At 36.2% G+C, this 23,349-nt stretch carries 18 protein-coding genes and 1 pseudogene; 9 read left to right on the top strand and 10 right to left on the bottom strand.

The window, feature by feature from the left end:
- Positions 1 to 91 precede the first annotated feature (91 nt).
- Both glmM and ABH966_RS07955 read left to right on the top strand, forming a co-directional pair.
- Entirely contained in the window at positions 92 to 1,444 is a 1,353-nt protein-coding gene (gene glmM, locus ABH966_RS07960; protein WP_370077345.1) for a phosphoglucosamine mutase, read from the top strand.
- 174 nt (positions 1,445 to 1,618) lie between these two features.
- A complete protein-coding gene (locus ABH966_RS07955) occupies positions 1,619 to 2,140 on the top strand; it encodes a type 1 glutamine amidotransferase domain-containing protein (protein WP_370077344.1) in 522 nt (173 codons plus the stop codon).
- 60 nt (positions 2,141 to 2,200) lie between these two features.
- Here ABH966_RS07955 and ABH966_RS07950 read toward each other — a convergent pair whose 3' ends face one another.
- Both ABH966_RS07950 and ABH966_RS07945 read right to left on the bottom strand, forming a co-directional pair.
- Positions 2,201 to 2,773: a hypothetical protein gene (locus ABH966_RS07950; RefSeq protein ID WP_370077343.1), complete on the bottom strand. Its 573-nt coding sequence runs from the start codon at positions 2,771 to 2,773 to the stop codon at positions 2,201 to 2,203.
- Complete coding sequence (locus ABH966_RS07945) at positions 2,763 to 3,104, bottom strand: PadR family transcriptional regulator (RefSeq protein ID WP_370077342.1); 342 nt, start codon at positions 3,102 to 3,104, stop codon at positions 2,763 to 2,765. The genes ABH966_RS07950 and ABH966_RS07945 overlap by 11 nt, the downstream gene beginning before the upstream one ends.
- Positions 3,105 to 4,104: 1,000 nt before the next feature.
- Here ABH966_RS07945 and glmS point away from each other — a divergent pair.
- Positions 4,105 to 5,907 carry a glutamine--fructose-6-phosphate transaminase (isomerizing) gene (glmS, locus tag ABH966_RS07940; protein WP_370077341.1) on the top strand — a complete coding sequence of 601 codons (1,803 nt, stop codon included), beginning with the start codon at positions 4,105 to 4,107 and terminating at the stop codon, positions 5,905 to 5,907.
- A 153-nt stretch (positions 5,908 to 6,060) separates the two neighbouring features.
- Positions 6,061 to 6,333, top strand: a pseudogene (locus ABH966_RS07935) (heteromeric transposase endonuclease subunit TnsA); the annotation flags it as partial.
- Here the strand turns inward: ABH966_RS07935 and ABH966_RS07930 are convergent.
- The gene (locus ABH966_RS07930) at positions 6,252 to 6,764 is read right to left on the bottom strand and encodes a TnsD family Tn7-like transposition protein (protein ID WP_370077362.1); all 513 of its coding nucleotides are present in this window, start codon (positions 6,762 to 6,764) and stop codon (positions 6,252 to 6,254) included. The pseudogene ABH966_RS07935 and the gene ABH966_RS07930 overlap by 82 nt on opposite strands.
- A gap of 147 nt (positions 6,765 to 6,911) precedes the next feature.
- Here ABH966_RS07930 and ABH966_RS07925 point away from each other — a divergent pair, with 147 nt between their 5' ends.
- Complete coding sequence (locus tag ABH966_RS07925; protein ID WP_370077361.1) at positions 6,912 to 8,435, top strand: ATP-dependent helicase; 1,524 nt, start codon at positions 6,912 to 6,914, stop codon at positions 8,433 to 8,435.
- A gap of 450 nt (positions 8,436 to 8,885) precedes the next feature.
- Here the strand turns inward: ABH966_RS07925 and mnmA are convergent, their stop codons facing one another.
- From mnmA to ABH966_RS07900, 5 genes are all read right to left on the bottom strand, one after another.
- A complete protein-coding gene (mnmA, locus tag ABH966_RS07920; RefSeq protein WP_370077340.1) occupies positions 8,886 to 10,010 on the bottom strand; it encodes a tRNA 2-thiouridine(34) synthase MnmA in 1,125 nt (374 codons plus the stop codon).
- A gap of 330 nt (positions 10,011 to 10,340) precedes the next feature.
- Positions 10,341 to 10,577 (bottom strand): DUF896 domain-containing protein, encoded by a 237-nt coding sequence (locus ABH966_RS07915; protein ID WP_144787844.1) that lies wholly within the window; start codon positions 10,575 to 10,577, stop codon positions 10,341 to 10,343.
- Between the two features lie 204 nt (positions 10,578 to 10,781).
- Complete coding sequence (locus ABH966_RS07910; RefSeq protein WP_370077360.1) at positions 10,782 to 11,429, bottom strand: MBL fold metallo-hydrolase; 648 nt, start codon at positions 11,427 to 11,429, stop codon at positions 10,782 to 10,784.
- A complete protein-coding gene (locus ABH966_RS07905) occupies positions 11,416 to 12,099 on the bottom strand; it encodes a DsbA family oxidoreductase (protein WP_370077339.1) in 684 nt (227 codons plus the stop codon). Before ABH966_RS07905 ends, ABH966_RS07910 begins: the two co-directional genes overlap by 14 nt.
- A gap of 41 nt (positions 12,100 to 12,140) precedes the next feature.
- The gene (locus ABH966_RS07900; protein WP_107951164.1) at positions 12,141 to 12,455 is read right to left on the bottom strand and encodes an ArsR/SmtB family transcription factor; all 315 of its coding nucleotides are present in this window, start codon (positions 12,453 to 12,455) and stop codon (positions 12,141 to 12,143) included.
- Positions 12,456 to 13,624: 1,169 nt separating this feature from the next.
- On the opposite strand from ABH966_RS07900, the gene sigY reads away from it, so the two are divergent.
- The 4 genes from sigY to ABH966_RS07880 all read left to right on the top strand — a co-directional run bounded on the left by sigY (position 13,625) and on the right by ABH966_RS07880 (position 19,023).
- Positions 13,625 to 14,155, top strand: coding sequence for an RNA polymerase sigma factor SigY (sigY, locus tag ABH966_RS07895; protein ID WP_370077359.1), 531 nt, complete (start codon positions 13,625 to 13,627; stop codon positions 14,153 to 14,155).
- Complete coding sequence (locus ABH966_RS07890) at positions 14,142 to 14,486, top strand: YxlC family protein (protein ID WP_107950135.1); 345 nt, start codon at positions 14,142 to 14,144, stop codon at positions 14,484 to 14,486. The genes sigY and ABH966_RS07890 overlap by 14 nt, the downstream gene beginning before the upstream one ends.
- 571 nt (positions 14,487 to 15,057) lie before the next feature.
- Positions 15,058 to 17,136, top strand: a complete 2,079-nt coding sequence (locus ABH966_RS07885; protein WP_370077338.1) for a serine hydrolase domain-containing protein — start codon at positions 15,058 to 15,060, stop codon at positions 17,134 to 17,136.
- Positions 17,137 to 18,561: 1,425 nt separating this feature from the next.
- Entirely contained in the window at positions 18,562 to 19,023 is a 462-nt protein-coding gene (locus ABH966_RS07880; protein ID WP_370077337.1) for an NUDIX domain-containing protein, read from the top strand.
- A gap of 250 nt (positions 19,024 to 19,273) precedes the next feature.
- On the opposite strand, the gene ABH966_RS07875 is transcribed toward ABH966_RS07880, so the two are convergent.
- Together ABH966_RS07875 and ABH966_RS07870 are read right to left on the bottom strand one after the other, a co-directional pair.
- Positions 19,274 to 20,134, bottom strand: a complete 861-nt coding sequence (locus ABH966_RS07875) for a metallophosphoesterase family protein (protein ID WP_370077336.1) — start codon at positions 20,132 to 20,134, stop codon at positions 19,274 to 19,276.
- Positions 20,135 to 20,401: 267 nt separating this feature from the next.
- A complete protein-coding gene (locus ABH966_RS07870; protein WP_370077335.1) occupies positions 20,402 to 22,756 on the bottom strand; it encodes a M13-type metalloendopeptidase in 2,355 nt (784 codons plus the stop codon).
- Positions 22,757 to 23,349 lie beyond the last annotated feature (593 nt).

The following is a 23,349-nucleotide window of genomic DNA, read 5'->3' as shown; positions in this document are numbered from 1 at the left end:
AGACTTTTCCAAAAGTAAGCAGACGAGTGGTCTAGTTGTCAGCGTAGACAAGCATGATCGCCGTCTTGCATTGAAGGAGAGAATAATCAAAATGGGTAAATATTTTGGAACAGATGGCGTCCGTGGCGTCGCGAATAGTGAATTAACACCGGAGTTTGCATTTAAACTTGGCCGCGTAGGTGGTTACGTTTTAACGAAGGATGCAACTGACCGTCCAAAGGTATTAATCGGTCGTGACACACGTATTTCAGGTGAAATGCTTGAAGGTGCACTTGTAGCTGGTCTTTTATCAATCGGCGTAGAGGTAATGCGTCTTGGTGTTATTTCGACACCAGGTGTGGCTTATCTTACTCGAATGATGAGCGCAAATGCAGGCGTTATGATTTCAGCTTCACATAACCCAGTAGCTGACAATGGTATTAAATTTTTCGGTCCTGATGGCTTTAAGCTAACAGATGCGCAAGAAGCTGAAATCGAAGCAATATTAGATGCTCAAGAAGATACTTTGCCACGTCCAATCGGGGCAGATTTAGGTTCTGTAAGCGACTACTTCGAGGGTGGACAAAAATATATTCAATACTTAAAACAAACAGTGGCTGAAGAATTTGAGGGCATCCACGTAGCATTAGATTGTGCACATGGCGCTACGTCTTCACTAGCTACACACCTATTTGCAGATTTAGAAGCGGATATCTCAACGATGGGTGCCTCACCAACAGGCTTAAATATTAATGACGGTGTCGGTTCAACACATCCAGAAGGATTAGCTAAATTTGTCACAGAAAAGGGTGCTGATGTTGGTTTAGCATTCGATGGCGATGGTGACCGTTTAATCGCTGTAGATGAAAACGGTAAAATTGTTGATGGTGATCAAATTATGTTCATCATTGGTAAGTATTTAAATACAGTTGGTCGCTTGAAAAAGCAAACAATCGTTTCGACGGTTATGAGTAACATGGGCTTCTACAAAGCTGTTGAAGATAACGATATGCATAGTGTACAAACTGCTGTAGGTGATCGTTACGTTGTGGAAGAAATGCGTGCTAATGATTATAATCTTGGCGGCGAGCAATCTGGTCATATTGTTTTCTTAGACTTTAACACAACTGGTGATGGCTTATTAACAGGTATTCAGCTTGTTAACATTATGAAAGCTACAGGTAAAAAACTATCAGAGCTTGCTTCTGAAATGAAAATTTTCCCGCAGCGTTTAGTCAACGTACGTGTGACAGACAAGCATGCTGTGACAGAAAATGCAAAAGTTGCTGCAGTGATTGCTGAGGTAGAAGCAGACATGGCTGGTAACGGTCGCGTATTAGTGCGTCCTTCAGGTACTGAGCCACTTGTACGAGTAATGGTGGAAGCGGCTACAGAAGAAGACTGCGAGCGTTATGTAGGGCGTATAGCAGATGTTGTCCGTTCTGAAATGGGCTTAACTGAATAAATAGTATATGAACTCGATTTCCTTTGATAGGAGGTCGAGTTTTTTATTTTTTGTTCCGTACAAATGAAACGTTGGCTTTAATTATTGAAAGCTCTAGCAATGAAAAAATGAATGCTTTCGAAGAGAATGGGAACAGTAGTACAGAGTCACAATAACAAGGAGTGTTGTATTGCAATGGCTAAAATTGCTACAGTGATTACCAATATGTTTGAGGATGCTGAATATACAAGTCCTAAAGGAGCATTAGAAGCGGCAGGTCATGAATTAATAACGATTGATACGACGGCAGGCATTGAGGTAGAAGGTAAGCATGGAGAGAAAGTAAAAATCGATAAAGATATCGATGAGGTAAATGCCTCTGATTTCGATGCATTATTCATCCCAGGCGGTTTTTCTCCTGATATACTACGCGTAGATGATCGTATTGTGGCATTTGTCAAAGAATTTATGGATGAGATGAAACCAACCTTTGCTATTTGTCATGGACCTCAATTACTCATTACGGCAAAAACATTAACTGGTCGTGACACAACTGGCTACAAATCAATCCGAGTAGATTTAGAAAATGCAGGTGCGATATTCCATGACGAGGAAGTGTTTGTTTGCCAAAAACAATTAGTAACAAGTCGCACACCGGAGGATTTACCAGCATTTAATCGAGAAATTGTGAAATTATTGGAGAGTAACGAAGGCTAAGCTTAAAAGGCACAAGTAAGTTCGCCTGTGCCTTTTATCTATAAACTCAATCCAATAGCCCTACTTCTTTTTTAACGCTATAATAGCATTGGTAATTTGTCCAAGTCCGATACCAATGATAATCCCAACACCAGCGCCGATTGCCGTGTCGATCCAGCCTCTATCAACAAAAGCTTCATATCCACCGCCGGATAGAAAACCGCTTAATCCGCCGATACCTAAACCTAAAAACAGGAAGCCACCATAAAATAACCCGATTGCCTCATAATCTGCGGGATCACGATTTTCGTAATACTGCTGGAAGCGTTCATTTAAATCCTCAGATTGCTCAGAGTTACTGGCGAATTGCAATTCCTCGCTAGCCTTATTAAAAGCTTCCTGCTCCGTTAAGCCTTGTGACATTAAATCATTCATATAATCGCTCATATAGAGTATCATGTCATCTTGCGCTTCTCGTCCCTGATCGGAACGCCCTTTAAACTTCGACAATTGATTGTCAATTTTCCGTTTAGTTTGCCCACTTTTCTTGCGCAGCTTTTCTATATAAGTCATCTCAGCGTCCTGCAAATAATTCTGGGATTGTTCTTTTGCAAAACGATTAATTCTCTCCTGAATTTCACGACTAAAGCTCATGTTTGTTCCCTCCATTATTTCTTAAAATTTCAATACGACTACTTAAAAAATCCCATTTAGCCCAGAAGGACATCAATTTTTCTCGTCCTTGTTCATTAAGCGTATAAAATTTCCTTGGTGGACCCATTTCAGATGGCTTTTTGACAATATTGACAAGACGATTTCTTTCCAATCGCATAAGTAACGCATACACAGTTCCTTCAGCTATGCCATCGAACCCCATCTGCGTGAGATATTTAACAATCTCATAACCATATATTTCACCACGGCTAATGATTTCTAATACAATACCTTCTAAAACTCCTTTGAGCATTTCACTCAGATTATCCACGATCTCACCCCCAGGCTTAGCATCACCTGTACTAAGTGTTGCTAAGTACTGTATATAGTATTGCTAAGTAGCGGCTTTGTCAAGCGATTGAAAAATGGGATTTTCGTTCAGATGAATTTTATTTTTGGCGCAATTTATTTTCGGCTCTGTTCAAAACAAATCCATAACCGAAAATACTTGTTGCTGAAAAAATCATCATAATTTTAACTTCTTTCAAAATGTTTTATGTAACGTAAGTGAAACGGCTGTTACAAGTGTTTTGGTAGCGAAAACAAAGCGACAGCGGCAAATGTTTTCTGCGCGAAAGCGAAGCGACAGCGGCAATTATGCCGAGGCACAAATTGATTAAGAATCTCAAGATAATGCTTTATAGCAGATTGTTTGTCTACTTTTTGTCACTGAAAAGTAGGATAAATAGGTGTTTTTTATAACGAAAATTTGACGTACAGCATATGATTGAGTATGATGGAGAAGTTGAATATGAGGTCCGACCTTATCATTTAACGAGAGCGCATAAGGAGGGAAGAAAGCGCAAAATCGGAAAACAATTATAGCGCCTGAGCTGAAGAAATTGGACGAAACGATCTTCAGCAGACGAGGTGGAGGTTTATCGAAAATTCGGCGGATGCCTCCCAATCGACATACCCGATTGTCACTTTTCATTTTGAAAGCATTTAAGCGATTGAATGTACAGAAAATGAAAAAGGTATAGTTAAAGCAATAGATAAATAGAGAAACCTCATGTATCGAATGTTTACTATTCAGATGGCTGAATGAGTGTTAACAATGTGCATGTATTAGTTTGCTTATTTTATTTAATTTCTTTCAGCAGGTGTCCAAACATCCACTGAAAGAAGTTAAAGCCTCCGGCGGATGTCCGGGAATTATGCCGGGGCATAATTGATAAATAAGCATGGCTTTTACATTCATAAAAAATTCGATAGCTTGAGGTCTAATTTGTCATTGCGACAAATTGACAATATCGGAGGAAAAGAAATTTATGTGTGGAATTGTAGGATATATTGGTGAAGCAGATGCAAAGGAAATCTTATTAAAAGGCTTAGAGAAACTAGAGTATCGTGGCTATGACTCAGCGGGTATTGCAGTACGTAATGAAGAGGGTGTAACAGTCTTCAAAGAAAAGGGACGTATTGCAGATTTACGTGACGCAGTGGACGAGGACGTTGCTGCAAGAGTTGGTATTGGTCATACACGTTGGGCAACTCATGGTGTACCAAACCGTTTGAATGCACACCCTCACCAAAGTGAATCAGGACGTTTTACGCTAGTACACAACGGAGTTATTGAAAACTATCATTTATTACAAAAAACTTATTTAAAAGGTATTTCGATGAAATCTGATACAGACACAGAGGTCATCGTGCAATTAGTAGAGCTATTTGTAAAAGAAGGTTTAAGCACGGCTGAAGCGTTCCGTAAAACTTTATCTTTATTACACGGCTCTTACGCATTGGCTCTTTTAGATGCAGAAGCGGCAGATACAATTTTCGTTGCGAAAAACAAATCTCCACTTTTAGTAGGTGTTGGTGAAGGCTTTAATGTTGTTGCTTCAGATGCAATGGCGATGCTACAGGTAACAGATCAATATGTGGAGCTACACGATAAAGAGGTCGTAATCGTACACAAAGCTAGCGTTGAAATTACAAAGTTAGACGGTACATTAGTAGAGCGTGCACCATATACAGCAGAGCTCGATATGAGCGATATTGAAAAAGGTACGTACCCTCACTATATGCTAAAAGAAATGGATGAGCAGCCAACAGTTATTCGTAAAATCATTCAAGCGTACGAAGGTGAGAATGGCGAATTAACAATTGACGCTAATATTTTAGAAGCCTTACGAGCAGCAGACCGTCTATATATTATTGCAGCCGGCACAAGCTATCATGCAGGTCTAATCGGTAAGCAATATTTCGAAAAAATGGCTGGTATCCCAGTGGAAGTTCATATTTCAAGTGAATTCGGCTACAATATGCCATTACTTTCAGAAAAACCATTGTTTATCTTTATTACGCAATCAGGTGAAACAGCAGATAGCCGTCAAGTACTTGTGAAAATTAAAGAGCTTGGTTATCCAACATTAACTATTACAAACGTACCTGGCTCTACTCTATCACGTGAGGCAGACCATACACTGTTATTACATGCAGGCCCAGAAATTGCAGTAGCTTCTACAAAAGCGTATGTAGCGCAAGTAGCTGTACTTGCTCTAACAGCATATGTAACAGCGAAAGCTAATGATAAGGGCTTAGAATACGATTTAAAACAAGAACTTGCGATTGCAGCAAACGGTATTCAAACAATTATCGATTCAAAAGATGTTTTAGAGGATATTGCTGAGGACTACTTAAAAATCGCACGCAACGCATTCTTCATCGGCCGTAACATAGACTTCTATGTAAGCCTTGAGGGTGCCTTGAAGCTAAAAGAAATCTCTTATATCCAAGCAGAAGGCTTCGCAGGTGGCGAGCTAAAACACGGAACAATTGCCTTAATCGAAGAAGGTACACCGGTGTTTGCCCTTGTTACACAAGAAGCAGTAGGATTAAACATCCGTGGTAACGTCAAAGAGGTAGCTGCACGTGGAGCATACCCATGCATTATTGCCATGGCTGGCGTAGACGAAGACGGTGACCGTTTAGTAATCCCTCAAGTTCATGAATTACTAACACCACTTGTTTCTGTAGTGCCATTACAATTAATTAGCTATTACGCAGCACTACACCGCCGCTGTGATGTGGATAAACCACGTAACTTGGCTAAATCGGTAACTGTTGAGTAATTGTTGAGATAGAGATCACTTGTGATGTAGATTTGAAATAAAGTCGCGATGTTTATAAAAAAGATGCGACGTTTAAAATAAAGTCGCGACGATTGTAAAAAAGTTGCGAAGCTTTACCCCTTTGGTTATTATTTAGCCAAAGGGGTGTTTTTTATGTCTAAAAGAACTAGAACATCTAAAGTTGAAAAGTGGATTAAAGAAGGTCGTGGCTCGGGAATTGGTGCCGATTATAAACCGTGGTTGAATATTCAAGATGTTTCCTCATTGGGAAGATCCACTCGTTTAAAAGGTATTAAAACGAAAAGGCAGCACGAATTTTTATCAGATTTGGAACGAAACTACTTTTATTTAATTGAATATTCGGATTTTGTTGTTGATATTCGAGAACAATTTCCTTTATTGCCTTTGGAAGAAACAATTGTCATTAATTGATTCATATCAAGATCTTCACTTCTTAAATCACCAATCAATTCAAACCAAGAATCATTAAATTCTTTAATTCCATCCTCATTAATATCTGTCGGTTCTATAAAAACATCTATAAAGGCTACTTTTTCTTGGCTTAGAATTTCGCCTTGTTGAACATGTATATCTTCTTTATTAATCTTATTACCATTTGTAAAAGCCAGTTTTGTTTTCGAATCTACACCTAATTCTCTTGCCACGGCTCGTACACTTAAATTTTCATTGGCAAGTTCATTTAACCGTTGTTGCCAAGACTCACCAAAAGCCTTTACTCGTCCAATTTTAAAGATGTTCGTTCCCTGCTTTCTTGCATAAATAAATCCACATGAACATGTAAAAGTACCAATTAAATTTTTCGTTTTAAAATCCCTTGTTACGTCTACATCTTGAATAATGAACTGCTCATAATGTGATGCAGCCTTATTTAAGATTCGGTGCTAAAATACTGCGAACTACTTCAACTAAAGGCAAGATATAACTTTGGTTACCTTGCTTAACAATAAAACTTCTTGATACATCTTGATCATTAGTTCCTTGAAATATTAAAGAAAGCTTTTAATGAAAGTTATGGCACTATTGATACAACTAATATTAGCAATGATATTTATAGAAAATACTTAGACCAAATTAGTAAAAATAAGCGGCAATTTATTGACCCCCTATTATTAGACGATTTTGAAGAAGCTAATGAGCAGTTTATTAGAATATTCGAAACGTATAATAATATGTTGATGGAGCAGCATTTGCTAGATTTTGACGATATATTATATTATGCGTATAAACTTTTAACTGAAAAGCCTCAAATAGCAAAATCATATACCAGATTATATAAATATATTTGTGTAGACGAAGCACAAGACTTGAATTTTTCTCAATATGAGGTTTTAAAGGCTCTATGTAAAGATTTTAAAAATATTATGCTTGTTGGAGATCCTAAACAGAATATTTATGAATTTAATGGCTCAAAAAGTGAATATATGATGGAATATTTTCGAAAGGATTTTCAGCCAAAAGAATTTGAAATGCATGAGAATTTCAGGTCTTCAAGAATTATTGTGGAAGCTTCTCGAAGAATAGCTCAAGACTTAAGGCAACCATCTATCTACGAAAACTCATCTGTTTATCCTATAGAAGGGGAACTGATTATTAAAGATTTATTTAATGAGGTAGAAGAAGCACAATGGATTGTTGCAGAAATTAACCAACGTCTGACGAATGGGAACACTTATGATAATAGCGTCTCTCATGAAAATATAGCCATTATAGCTAGGAATAAGTATGTATTGAGCCATATTGAAAAAGAGTTGAAAAATTGTGGTATTCCTTTTAATAACAGAAGTGGAAATGGACTTGAAAGTGAATCTCCAGAAATAAAAATATTTGAATCAGGGCTTAAGCTTATTATTAATGAAAAAGATGCATTGAGTTTTAAAAGAATTTTAAGCCTTTTAGGTGTAAAGAAAAGTCAATATGATATTCAATGTAACTATTTAGAAGTAATTTTTGGTCTAGAGAAAGAAATTAATAATCAAATCGATTTAGATATATTTAAAGTATTAAAAACATCCTGGAAGATAATTATTGAAGATAATGAACGTTTTTCAAAAGCTATAGATTATATAGAAGTTGAGATGAAAAAAATATATAAAGAAGACTCAGAATTATATATGCTTTCGGAAGACATTATTTTATGGAAAAATCATTGGAAAAAGTATTGTAGTCAGACATCCTCCGGTAAGAGATCATTAAGACATTTTAGAAATCAAATAGCGCTAGGAAAGACTCAAAATTACAATAAAACGGGTGTTACATTATTAACAGTTCATATGGCAAAAGGACTTGAATATGACATTGTATTTTTAATGGGATTAAATGAAGGAGTATTTCCAGATTATAGAGCAAATACTTCTCGGAGATATAAAGAAGAGTTAAAGAATATGTTTGTAGCTTTAACTCGGGCTAAAAGAGTATGCTATTTAACCTATCCAAAACAGAAAATGATGCCATGGGGGAAAATTAAGGACCAGGAAGCGTCTAGATTTATTAAATTAATTCAACAATGAATTTAATTTTAATCAATCTTTTTTATAAAATAAATCTCTAGTTTAAATTAATCCACATATTTTGATCAATCTTTGTTCAAAATGTGTGGGTTTCTTCTATCATAAAATCAGCATTTGCAGCACGCTTTTAATCAAACTCTATTTCAAACCCACATCATGAGCATGTCCCGTAAAGGTACGCCCGCTGATAATGCCCCCAACATGACGTCCAATGACTTCTTCCTTGTGTATCCTTTACAATAGCGAGTATTTATTATTTTTAGTAAGTGAATACGACGTCAAAAAATATAGTTCGCACAGATTATGCACTCCACCTGATTTCAACTGGAGCTAGATGAAGATACCGAAGAAATGAAGCTTACTTTAAATATGGATTTTCCTACTAAAATCCATATCCAAATTCCACACCTCTACGTAGCGAAAGACTGCCTAAGCAGTCTTCTCACAAGTTTATCCTACATATGTTAGTTTTTCGTTGTTTTTAAACACTTCATCAATTGTACCGCCACCAAGACATACTTCGCCGTCATATAAAACAACTGCTTGTCCCGGTGTAATGGCACGAACCGGTTCTTCAAATGTAATATGTGTACGGCCATCTTCTAAAATCTCCACTTCAACCGGAGTATCTGTTTGACGATAACGGAATTTCGCTGTGCAAAAAAATTTACGAGGTAATTTTTTTGTCGAAGTATAGCTCATTTTCACTGCTGTTAATGAAGTAGAATACAATGCATTATGGTGAAAACCTTGACCAACAAGCAATACATTACGTTCTAGGTCTTTTCCAAGAACAAACCATGGCTCACCGTCGCCACCAATACCAAGCCCGTGACGTTGACCAAGTGTATAGTACATTAGCCCGTCATGTTGTCCCATTACCACGCCGTCCATTGTCTCCATTTTTCCAGGTTGTGCTGGTAGGAATTGACTTAGGAACTCTTTAAAGTTACGTTCGCCAATGAAGCAAATGCCTGTTGAATCTTTCTTTTTCGCTGTTGCAAGACCTGCTTCTTCAGCAATTTCACGCACTTCTTTTTTCTCAATATCACCAATTGGGAACATAACATGTTTAAGCTGCTCCTGTGTTAATTGATTTAGGAAATACGTTTGGTCTTTATTTTCATCGACACCACGAAGCATTAATACTTCGCCATCACCACTCCGATCAATACGTGCATAGTGGCCCGTTGCCAGATAATCCGCACCAAGACTCATCGCATGTTCGAGGAAAGCTTTAAACTTAATTTCCTTATTGCACATAACGTCTGGATTTGGTGTGCGTCCTGCTTTATATTCTTCTAAAAAGTATGTGAAAACTTTATCCCAGTATTGCTTTTCAAAATTAACTGCATAATATGGAATACCAATTTGGTTACACACTTTAATAACATCATCATAGTCTTCTGTAGCTGTACAAACACCATTTTCGTCTGTATCATCCCAGTTTTTCATAAAAATCCCGATTACTTCATAGCCTTGTTGTTTTAACAGGTACGCAGCAACCGAAGAATCCACCCCACCTGACATGCCAACAACGACACGTATTTGCGAGGGGTCTTTTGTTTCTTTCATTAAGGTCACCTTTTCTTTTCTTAATTCACCAATCTTTTTTCAATAGCTGTTTTTTTTCCACTGCCTGTTTTATATCTTCTTCTGTCAAGCCTTAACCGAAGCTAAAACGAATTCAAATACGTAATTTTTCAGCACCTTGTCCACACATTGCCACCAAGACAAGTAACGGGCCAATCGAAGCTTCCGTGCACGACGATCCACTTGATGCACAATTACCCGCCATATTAAGATTTACTAAAAACGATTCAACACATCCCAGCAAAGCTTACGTTGAATGCATGCGGCAACACATTTGCGTATCACCATTAACATGGAATGTAAGTGCTTCTTCTAAGCTTTTACTTCCCGTGAATCCATTTCCTTTTCTCTACGCAATTTATCCGGTGTTACATCATTTCCTAGTGGATCGAGTACAGTCATTTTTGAAAAAGTTTCGCGAACTTGTCCGCGAATTTCGCGTAAGTAGTCTTTGCGTAATACTTGTTGCTCAATCCGTTCAGCACTTGTCAAACCTTCTTCACGCTGTTTTTTCGCTAATTCATTAATACGCCCTAAGTTATTTATCATCTTATTTCATCTCTATTCTCTTCATTAATTTTGCTTATAATTTATAGCATGAGTCACTTTTAAAGGTTTTGGTGCAAAAATATCTAAACAACAGCAATTGACCTCTAAAGCATGGACATTATATTCTGCTCCCACTTTTTTACAATAAAGAATAAATAAAATGACATATTTCCTGTACTCAACAGAAAATATGTCACTTACCCTTTATATGCCGAGTCTTCTCTTCTCATCACCTACAGTTGTTTTACCACTATGACCATTATATAAAACAACGTCATCTGGCAATGATAGAATCAAATTTAAACTTTGTATCAAGTCCTGTTCATTTCCACCTTCATACTGAGTGGTTCCAATACTACCTTTAAAGATTGTATCACCAACAAATGCTACTTTATCCTGTGCATTATAATACATAACTTGATCCATTGCATGACCTGGTGTATGTGTCATCGTCACTTTAAAATCTGAATTAGCAGACAGTTCAAACGTTTCACCTGATTGTACATAGTGCACATCATCAACTATGATATGTCTATTGCATAAAGCTGACAAGTTCATTCTCGCATTTTGCATATATTCCCGTCCGAGTTCGTGCATGTAAACAGGGATATTTAATTCATTTCTAATTTTATCGACTGCACCTATGTGATCAAAATGTCCATGTGTTAATAATATTTTTTCGATATGATAACCGTTGGATTCTATCACATGTAATATTTTTTCTGCTTCTGCACCGGGATCAAATAAAAACCCATGTTTCGTATCCTGATCAATATATAAAAATGCATTTGCATAAAATACATCTTTTACTGTTAATTGATGTACAACGCTTCGATTATTAATTACATCCATCAATACCACAGCTCATTCCTGATAAATCATTATTCTGACTATCATCCTGCATTGCTTCTTTTAAAGCCATTTTAAATGTTTCGACATTCTGAGCACCACTCAAAGTGATTTCTCCATTAATCAAGAAGTAAGGTACACCTCGGACTCCCATTAAATGTGCCTGCTTTTCATCTTTACGTACATCACTTTCAAATTCATTGGAATTCAAAACTTTTTCTACTTCATTTTCATCTAGTCCATTTTTTACAGCAATTTCTTTTAGTACATTTTTATCGCTCAACTCTAAATTATCAGTGAAATAGGCTTTGAATAAATCTTTTGCAATCGTTTTGTTTCCCTGTTTTGCTGCATAATGTGTTAAGCGATGAGCATCCATTGTGTTTGTATATCGTGTAGTATAATATTTGAAATCAATACCTTCGTTTTTACCATACTGCTCTATTTGTCTAATTCTTTCTGCCGCCATACTATTAGATAGACCATATTTTTTTGCGAAACGATCTTCTGTATTGGATACGACTTCGTAACTAGCGTTAGGATCTAATTCGAAACTTCTCATTTCAATATTTACTTGATCTTTAATTCCTAGCTCATTCATTGCTTTTTCCAATCTTGCTTCTCCAATATAACAGAAGGGACATGCATAATCTGACCATATTTCAATTTTCATTTTTATTACCTCTTTTCAAATTTTGATATTTTTTCTAAATCCTATAGCTTCGTTTCTATAAAGTTTGCTAACTCATGTATCAGTTGCTCATTGCGTTTATAGTATGTCCACTTTCCGATGCGTCTTGCTTCGACCAAACCTGCACGCTGTAAAGTTGATAAATATTGAGATGTAGTAGACTGATTCATCTCAAGCTTATCTCTAATCAGGCTTACACAGACCCCTACTTCATTCATTTCCTCTATCGCTTGTCGCTTTGTATCAAAATGCGTTGTAGGATCTTTTAACCAGTATAATATCTTCAGTCTCGCTTCATTAGATAATGCTTTAAATAAATCAACCTGATTAAATTGAATTTTCGTCACGACTTCACCTCACTATCATTTTTATACACATCATCATATCACGATATTACGATATGTAAATATATATGCTCACGATTTTTTTTCCATGGTGTTATCAAAAAAATAAAAATAGGCTAAAGAAATAATAAATGAGGTAAAAAAATAAAGCATTAACAATTGATCAGAAAGACTTCAGTATTAAAACCATTCAAAAACACCCCTCGAACTCTCGAGAGGTATTTTTGAATTTCCTGCTTGTTGGAGCTATTTTGATAGCAGCTCTTTATGTCGGTTTAAAACAAAGTTGAACTGTTTTGAAAAAGTCGCACCATTTTGAAGAAAGTTTAATCGTTTTAAGCCTATCAAAATCAATAAAATACCGTTATATCAACATTTATATTTAATTTTGATCAAACTTTTTTATAAAAAGTAGTCCCTACAAGTAGAAGAAAACCATCGTTTTAATCAATCTTTATTCAAAACCACGGCTCTTCGTATGCAGTGAAATCAAAAGTTTAGAGAAATTTTTAATCAAACTTTATTCCAAACCAACATGTGATGTTAAGTTACAATAAAGATGTATACTGGACAATTAAGATATATACTTTGCAATAAAGATATATACTGGACAATAAAGATGTATACTAAATAATTTAGATTGTAAACAATCTTATATTTGAAAAATTGCAGCTTAGAAATAAAGTTGCGATGTTTAAAATAAAGTCATGAAGCGTTCCCCCTTTGGTTATTATTTAGCCAAAGGGGTGTTTTTTATGTCTAAAAGAACAAGAACATCTAAAGTTGTAGTTTTATAAAAAAGATTGATCATTTAAAACAAAGTTCGATAATTTAAAATAAACATTGATTATTTTAATAAAGTTTGATTAAAATCCTGTATCAAAACAGGATTTTTCTTATTCCACAAACAGACCAGTTAGTTAAAGAAGACATACTTAAACAAAACATGTGAGTAGTTTGATAATACGATAATAATTAGACAAGCATTCGGAACTCGTTGAATGAGCAACAATACTTTGGTTTTTGGTGAAATATATAACTTTCAAGTAAACTTAATAAATACTAATAGATGGATTTTTGTTGTGATTCTTTATTTTGAAAATGAACGATTTTTCCCAGTAAATCGTATTACATATAAATCATTATTGTATGGAGTAGATCTCATGGATGAAAAGGATTTAATTCGAAAAGCGAAAAAAGGAGATACATTGGCTCTTTCGAAACTGCTACAACAGAATTATTCGTTCCTCGTAAAGTATTTAATGAAAGTTACTCTTCATCCACAAATCGCAGAAGATTTAGCACAAGAGACGATGATGAAGTGTATTGAAAAAATCCAACTGTATAATGGTGAATCCAAGTTTTCATCATGGCTCATCACAATCGCAACGAACCTTTTTATCGATCAACAGCGCAGAAAGAAGCGGGAGGAAAACTGGCTAGAGCAGGAACAAGCGCTCCGAAAAATGAAATGGAATGCAGCCATTATGAACGAAGAATGGAATGATGTACTTGATGTACTTGCTCAAATTAATGAAGAAATACGTATGCCAATCGTGTTAAAGCATTATTACGGATATTCATATAAGGAAATTGGAAAAATGATGGGTATTGCAGAAGGAACAGTAAAATCTCGAGTTTCAAATGGTCTAAAAAGTATACGAAAGGAGTTGGCTGAACTTGAAAGAGTATGATTCTAAAAATAGTCATTCTATGTTGGATGATGAAAATGAATTAACGGTTAAGCAATTAATAGATGGTTTAGAAAAACTGGATCAATGGAATCCAGTATCTACTCCAAGCTTACAATGGTTTCAACAGAATGTTGAATTAGAGAAAAAAAGAATACGAAAAAAACAATGGAAAGACCTCCTCACGTTTATCTCTGTTGCAGTATTTGTGCTTTCGGTTGGGATTGCTGTCGTTTATCGTCAGCCAATTCTTTTTCTTTATTTTCAGCTTGTGGGGATTATCTTATTGCCCTTAGCGCTTAAAAAAACTAGAAAGAAGGTCAGTAATGAATGATCTCAAATGAACTAAGTAGCACACCGCTTTGGTTATGCATCGTGATTGCATTCATTCTGATTTGTCAGAGCTCATGGATGTTTTGGGATGCACGGAAGAGGGGACACAATGCTTGGCTATGGGGCTTTTTAGGCCTTATTCAATTTCCAGCGTATCTTATTATCTATCTTATTTTTGCAAGAAAAATATTTAAAAGAAAGGTCTCAGGATCAAATTCCTGAGATTTTTTTTATTTATTTTTTCGTGAGTGAACGATTAGACGAACGTAATCGTATTAAGGGTAAATAAACAATTTGGAGGAGAAAAAAATGAATGAACTAGTAAATGGAATCCTATGGGAAAGGATTGCGCAAATTCTTGTCTTACAATGATTACCGCATTAGTTTGGTTGTATTATAAATGAAAAAATTGAATATCTTGTAAGCGATTTTGAGAAATTACTTGATAAATATCTTATGGAAGGCAGCTTCTATAAATTTTTACCATCTGTTAAATAAAGACAACAAGGAGATACCTTTGTTCGAAATAACAGCAATGAAATCAATCACTTATCTAAGGAGGCAATTCTTTTATGAAAAATAAACTATCTGGGGTGTTAGCCGCTACATTAGCGTTAACGATGAGCTTACCAACAGGGGCGATGGCGTTTTCTAGCAGTCAGGCTACGGTTGTAGCTAGCCAAGAAGTAGCTAGTCAAGAACTAAAAAAGATTGCGGCAGAGAAGGCTGCGCTACTCACGAAGTCGTATGAGACGAATAGCGTGCAGTATGCGCTAATTGACAATGGCCAAATTATTTTGTCGGGTCAGGCAGGTAAGAACGATATGAAAGGGAAAACGCTGACCAAAGATACCCTATACGGGATTGGTTCAGTCAGTAAAATGTATGCAACGGCGGCTGTGATGAAATTGGTCGACGAAGGAAAAGTTGATTTGGATGCTCCTGTTGTCCACTATGTTCCTGATTTCAAAATGAAAGACGAGCGTTACAAAAGCATTACGCCGCGTATGCTGTTGAACCACTCCTCCGGCTTACAAGGTACTGAGTATAGGAATGCATTTTTATTTAAAGATAATGATACCTATGCCCATGATAACTTGTTGCAGCGATTGTCCAACCAGCACTTGAAGGCGGATCCTGGCGCGTTCTCGGTATACTGCAACGACGGCTTTACGCTGGCTGAGATTTTGGTGGAAAGAGTCAGCGGCCTGAGCTTTACCGAATTTCTACATAAACAGTTTACAGAACCCTTAAAGCTAAATCATACGAAAACGCCGCAGGATAAATGGGAAGATGATAAGCGGGCTGGACTTTATTTTCCAATGTACCAAGGGCAGCTTCCCACTGAATCGGTGAATATTATCGGGGCGGGAGGGATCTCTTCCACGGCAGAGGATATGGTGCGATTCTCACAATTATTTATGGGACAGGGAAAAGGGATCCTCTCTGATCAGGCAGTCAAAGCGATGGAGCAAGAGGAATATAAAAAAGGAATGTGGCCGGGGGATGAAGACAACATTTTCAAATATGGTCTTGGTTGGGATAGTGTGAAACTATATCCATTCAGTGAATATGGAATAAAGGGCTTGGCTAAGGGCGGAGATACGTTTTTACAACATGCTTCACTGGTCGTGCTTCCGGAACAGAAGATGGCAGCGGCTGTGTTGTCATCCGGCGGCGGGAGTTCTGTAAATCAACTGATGGCGACTGAATTACTGCTCACTGCGCTTAAAGAGAAGGGCACAATTAAGGACATTAAGCCGAACAGATCCTTTGACAAGCCGGTCAAGGCCAAGATACCTCGAGACGTAGCGAGGAAAGCGGGTTTTTACGGTAATAGTTCAAGTCAGTTCAAAATAGAAATTACGAAGAATGGGGAACTGTTCTTATCATCTAATCCAGAAGAAAAATATGTATATACTGCGAATGGAAGCTTTATTAATGAGACAGGTACCTCCAAGCTCAACTTCGTCACAGAGAAGAATAGACGAACATATTTGAGGGAGAGCACATTTATATCGATGCCTGGCTTAGGGCAAGTAGCGATGAATCACTATGGAGCAGAGAAACTAGAAGACAACGTGCTATCGAAGGAAACCACTGCCGCCTGGGCAAAGCGGGAAGGTGTCAAGTTCTATCTTGTTAACGAGAAATATAGTTCTTCTCAATATCTCGTACCAGTGTTACTTACAACACAAATTAATCGCAATGATGGTCTAGAGGGCTATTGGAACGGCAGAAAAATTACAGGCCCAAACACGGCTGCGCATCAGCTCCAGATCCCCGGGTTGGCAGGCCGTGATACGACGGAATCTCGTTTCTATACAGAAGGCGGAAATGAATATATGGAGATGTCCGGATTTTTATACGTAAGTGGAACCAACGTAAAACCGCTTGATGCAAGCCCAGCATCTAAAGTTACGCTACAAGCAAATGGTCATGCGAGATGGTTTACAATCCCGCAAGTGGTAACAGGGAAAACGATGACCGTAGCGTTGCCATCGAAGAGTTCGTTTGCGGTGTATGATGAGAAGGGTGTATGTATCAATTTTACCGTTGTGAGCGGCAATAACAAAGTAAAACTGCCGGAGAACGGAACGGTTGTATTTGCTGGTGCGCCGAATTCGGAATTTGCAATCAAGTTGAACTAACTACAATTTAAGATGTACTTCAACAAAACCAGTATGACACCGAAAAGGTGTTTTGCTGGTTTTGTTTGTATTTACGCATTCTCTTTACGAAGGGGCTTACTGAACTCTTATCATTTCCCCATAAACAATCATGGTAATAATCTGTTAATGGTGTTTGTCTTAAAATACTAAAAGCTTTATGACAATAGCTGAAAGCATAAATTAAAGTGAAAGGGAATGAAATTGTTCCCTTTTTACTTTAGAACTTCTTAAACTAATGGGGTTTACTTGAAGATCATTGAGTTGCATAGGCAGCTCTTTTTTTCTTATTGAACTCCCATGAAAGAACTAAATTATCTTTCATTTTCTGTGGTGAAGTGCTAATTTTAACGGGCACTTTAATTGAAGATTCGCATCCAGAAATAATCAATAAAAACCAAACTAGATAAATAAAGAACCAACTGTTTTGATCAAACTTTGTTTCAAAACAGTTGGTTTCTTTCTGTATAAAATCAGTGTTTGCGACTTACTTTTAATCGAACTTTATTCAAAATCTACAGAATATGTTGAGTTACAATAAAGATGTATACTAGACAAAAAAGTTGTATACTGATTACTTAAACAGAATACATGAGTGATTATAACTAATCTCGTTATACTTTATAATCACATTATCTTGTAAATAAGATGATTTAGCATGAAATACAAACCTTGGTACAGTGTGTTGCTGTATCAGGGTTTTTTTACGGTTATTTATTATGGAACACAAAATATATACAATTGAATAGCCTTTATTACATTGATTGATTTACAATTCAAATTAAAAAAAGAACTAATTATTATGAAGAGATTGATCATTAAAAACAAAGTTCGATAATTTAAAATGAAAATTGATTATTTTAATAAAGTTTTGTATCAAAGCAGGATTTTTTCTTATTCAACAATCGGGCCATTTAATTGAATGAGGAAATTGTTTAAATTTGGAACCCTTGCCATTCTATATCGTTAATCTTAATTATTAAATGGCTATTTTACTGAATATTTAGAGAGAACTTTTTACACTTTACCTTGCTAATTAGGTTGTGAATTAGAGTTTTGCACATCTCAACCGAACCCGTTAACAAAAAGTAACGCTCTTTTATTTCGAAAGATGCAGAGGATTGACGTTATTACCAACAACCTGTGCCATCTTTTATAGACTCCTTCATATTCCTTTTCCCAAGATGGTATTGAATTCGCAGGATAAGGGAACGTGTATAAATAGACAATTTAGTAACGGTGTAAATCTGCATTTTTCAACCGGCTCCTCAGCTTCAACTAATGGGGGCGTTAATTAAAGATTATTGAGTTGCGTAGGCAACCATCTTTTTCCTTATTGAACTAACACTGCAGTTTAGTTGAATAACAAATGCTATAATTTGGATATAAAAAGAAATGAGGGAAGATATGAAAGTTAGAAACTCAGTAAAGGCAATTATTTTGGATGGGGAAAAAATATTATTAACTAAAAACCAAGATGACGAGGGGTATTTTTTTCTTTGTCCTGGTGGAGGGCAAGAACATGGTGAAACATTCCATACCACTTTAAAAAGAGAGTGTATTGAAGAAATTGGACTTAATATAGATATCAAAGAATTATTACATATCAGGGAGTATATAGGAAAAAATCATGAATACGCTGAATTTGATTTTGATGTTCACCAAATAGAATATTATTTTTTATGTCAGGTAAGTAGAACTGAAACTCCAATAAAACCAACAAATCCTGATAATCATCAGGTAGGTGTTGAGTGGATTCGTATTGAGGATTTATTAAATTACAGGCTATACCCAAAAGAGTTAAGAAAATATATAATTGGATATTTAAATGGTGAAAATTCACCAGTTTATCTTGGAGATATAAATTAACTTGTTATTAGCAAGGTCTTTAGTAGAAGATCATTAAGTTGTTCAGGCAGCACTTCTTTTATTTAACTACCGGGTGCTTTAGTGGAGTAAGGCGAATTAAAATAATCAATCCTTTTTATAAAAACAGTTATTAAAAATAAAAGAAAGCTGTCATTTTGATCAATCTTTATTCAAAATGACAGCTTTTTATATACAGTTAAATCAAGGATTTAGAGTGATTCCAATTAATTTGTCGTTAGTTGAAAGAGGTTCACTTTATCCCTTTAAATTCCCAATAATTTTTTTCGAAAAAATTAATTATCTCATCTTTATAGTTAAATTGATCATTGAGCTTTTGTAATAACTCAATATCATGGGTATGAGTTTTTCCTGTTTCTGGCATTTCTCGATATAAATCAATATAAGGGAGTTTATTATGAATAGCGTTGTTTAATTCCTTTTCTACATCATAGGGAATTTTTTTAAATCTCACCTCTGCAATCCCTGTCTCATCAATTTCAAGAATTGCATACTGAGCACGTAGATCAGAATGTAACTTGCCCCATTTGTAAAAGGGCTGTCCTACAGTTCCTGGGTTAATAATCAACTGATCATTGCTACTATAGCGTAACAATTGGTGATGGGTATGAGCATAAATCGCAATATCGTAATCATGCTCAAATAACTGATCAAAATTTTTCTGATCATTAGTGGGCCATAAATCTCCTCCATAATTTTTATTTTGTAAATTATGGCTAATGCTGATAGATAGATTATTAACTTGTCTTGTTAAATGTAATGGTAAGCTCTTAATAAGATTAATATAGCTTTCATCTAAATTTTCACACTGATACTGAACTAACCTAGAAATATAGATATCAGAAGCATTATCAAAGTCAATCTCTTTATTCAGTACGTCAAGGAAGCAGTCTTCCCAATTTCCTTTAACGTAAGTAGCAACTTTAATACTATCTAATATTTCAAATAAATCATTTGCCCCAGGCCCAGGCATGATTAAGTCCCCTAAAAACCAATATTCAGTGACACCTTCTTTGATCGAATCTTCGATAACTGCTTTTAAAGCACTTGCATTCCCATGGACATCTGCTAGTAAAGCAATCTTATGTTTCATGTCTTTCATTTCCCTCCCTTTAAATTGACGTATAATCTAAACAGAATGTATATTTTTGTTTTATCATTTTATGGTATATTATAAAAATTATTTAGAAACCTTCAATCGAAGGGCTGAAAAAAAAGCAAAGCCCAAGAATGCCGTAAAATTACCATTCTTGGGCTTTTGATTTCGGTGTATTTACTCTAAAAAGGACTTCCTGGATAGCCTCTTTGCCTTTATACACTGATGTAAGAGCTATCGGATTAGCTCTATCTGCTTTGATTTTTACCAGATGGATACTCGATCTTCTGGAGTTATATACATGCCATCTCCAAGCTTAATTCCATAGGTATCATAGAATTGCTGAAAGTTCACAATCGTGCGATTAACCCGAATTTTAGCGGCTGAATGTACATCGTTTTTGCTCAGGTACGCTGCAAATTCTTTTGTGGTTGTGGATTTCCATATTTCTGCATTGTTTTCGAAATATGCTTTATAATCCGGATTACTCATTTTGGATACAACTTGTAGTGAAGCCGCCATTCCACCTAAATCAGCGACATTCTCACTTAGTGTAAGCTGACCGTCGTTCAACACACCCGGGATAATCTCAATTTCGTTATAGAACTCAATCAGTTCCTGGTTTTTCTCTTCGAATTTCTTAAAGTCCTCTTCTGTCCACCAGTTATTTGCATTTCCATTTTCGTCGTATGCTGATCCGTTGTTATCAAATGCATGGCTGATTTCATGGCCTATGACCATGCCAATGGCACCATAGTTTGCTTCAGGTTTAGCGTTAATATCATAGAAAGGCGCTTGAAGAATACCGGCAGGGAACGTAATTTCGTTATTAAAAGGATTGTAGAAAGCATTTACGGTATATACGCTTGTACCCCATTGCAACCTATCCACCGGTTTTCCTAGCTCGGCTTTCACGTTATCAATGTATGCTTTGTTTACTGTCAAGGTATTAGAGAACAGCGAACCACCTTCGTCATATGTCTTGATCGCTACTTTATCTAATGTCGTATCCCACTTATCTGGGTAACCGATCTTAACAATCATCGTATCCAGCTTTTTAATTGCTTTAGCTTTTGTTGTTTCTGACATCCAATCAAGAGCTTTGATTCTCTCCTCATACGTAGCAATTAACTTCTCTACCATTTGCTCAACATCTTTTTTAGCTTCTGGTGAAAAATGTTTCTCGGCAAACATTTGCTCCAAATATCCGCCCATTGTACCAGTTGTCTTGGCTACTGCGACTTCCTTATCTGTTTTTTCTCCTGTAACGCCATATAACGTTGCGTCAAACTCTTTGGCAGCATCTTCGAAATCATCTGACAACAAACCGCCTGCTGCCATAAGCAGGTGCACTTTGGAGTAAGTTTTAAGCGCATTAAGATTAGTTTCAGTCAAGAGTTCAGCACCTTTTTGCGCCAGCTTCACATCGAATACGATCACTTTATCAGTACTGTCGACTTTCATCGATTTCAAGACTTGTTTCATATCTACTGTTTTGAACATGTCATCGAATTGTTCAATTGTATACGGATTATAGTATTTATTGACATCGCCTTGTTCATGAGGTTCAAGCGATACGGAAGCTAAGCTTTTCTCCATTTCGTAAACATTCTCGGCAAGTGCTTTCGCTGCAGACTCTTTCTCGCCCGATAACTCAAGAAGTCTGGCCATATATTGAATATAGGCTTTTTTCGCTTTCGAGTCTTCCGTGTCAAAGCTGTTCTTATCCAGACCTGTAGCTAATCCAGCGTAATACAAAGCATTTTCACTGCTGTTCTTTGCATCGTTCATGATTGCAAAGCTGAATAATGAGCTTTGACCCGAATCCTTCTCCAGGGTAAGATCAGCTTGAATAAGTTCATCAAGCGTTTTAGCCTCGTCTATTGCCTTTACATATTTTTGAATAGGTTCAATCCCTTGTTTATTTCTATTTTTCTTATCCAACGCCGTCGAATAGAAGTCGGTAATTTTCTGTTCTTTTGTTCCTTCTGCGAATTGTTTGCCAACGAGCTCATCTATTATTTTTTCTATTTTATCGTTATTTTGCTTATGCAGCTCGGAAAATACGCCGCCCATGATTTCTCCATCCGGAATTGTCGATTTATTTAACCATTCCTTATTGATTGCTTCATAAAAATCGTCATTTAAATGGGAGCCTTTAAGCGTCCACACTCTGGCGATAATTTTTTGGAACTCATTGATCGTAATATTGTCATTTGCGCCTAATGTGCCGTCAGGTTTGCCAGTCAGTACGCCTGCTTTTGCAAGTTTATCGATATCTTTCTTAGCCCAAGCTGGTACATCGGTGAACTCGACATCAAATGTTCCGCTGCGCAGATCATTTCCGACAGGCTCTGGTAATTCGCCGAATGCTCTACTCAACATGACTAAAGCTTCAATCTTCTTAGCCGGCTCATTCTCTCTTAAATCTTCGTTTTTAGAGCCTTGCATAATGGATTCTTTATTAATTCCTGGTTGATAAGCATCTGCTGCCAGCAACAAGGTTTTAACGATTTCTCCTCTTGTCGCTGGTGGCGACATTTCATCGGCAAATGCCGATACGCTAACTGATAGGACCATTATTATGGCCATGAGTAAGGATAAAACCTTCTTTTTCATCTTCATTCTCCTTTATAGTAGATTTGTATAAATAAAGATAAATGGGTGTAATTTAGTATTTCTACCATTTGAATACCATTATAGTTGATTTATTTCAGTTTGAAAATATGTAAGGAGATTTTTCATTTTCAAGAGAGCATTGTCTAGTCTAGCGCTTTTAAGCTAGAGCGGTACCACTAGTAAGATCACTTTTTGGTTAAATAAAATCCACCTCTGCTAAAGTTAAATATGAGGAAATGTGGCGAGTATTTAAGGATTGAAAGGTAAGCACAAAATCGATTCCGGACGCAATTATGCCGAGACAATTGATTTCAAAGCAACATGTGTGCTCGTTAATAATAAAGAATGATAATTGGTAATAACGTTTGATAAAAATCACCTCTTTAGTTATTCTTGGAGGTGATTTTTAATGTATATTTATGTTAAAATTGATGTTTATCTTGTGAAAAAATGTACTTGAACTAACGAAGAAGGTTAGTGCAATAAAGGTACTTTATTGATTATCTATATTGTTTATAGATAATAAAAAAATATACTTAGCTATATAGTGAATAATTTTAACTTCTTTCGCACAGACAAATTTTTTGTTGCTG

The sequence above is a fragment of the Lysinibacillus sp. RC46 genome (assembly GCF_041262385.1).
GTDB lineage: Bacteria > Bacillota > Bacilli > Bacillales_A > Planococcaceae > Lysinibacillus.
This window is presented reverse-complemented; position numbering and strand designations above follow the sequence as displayed.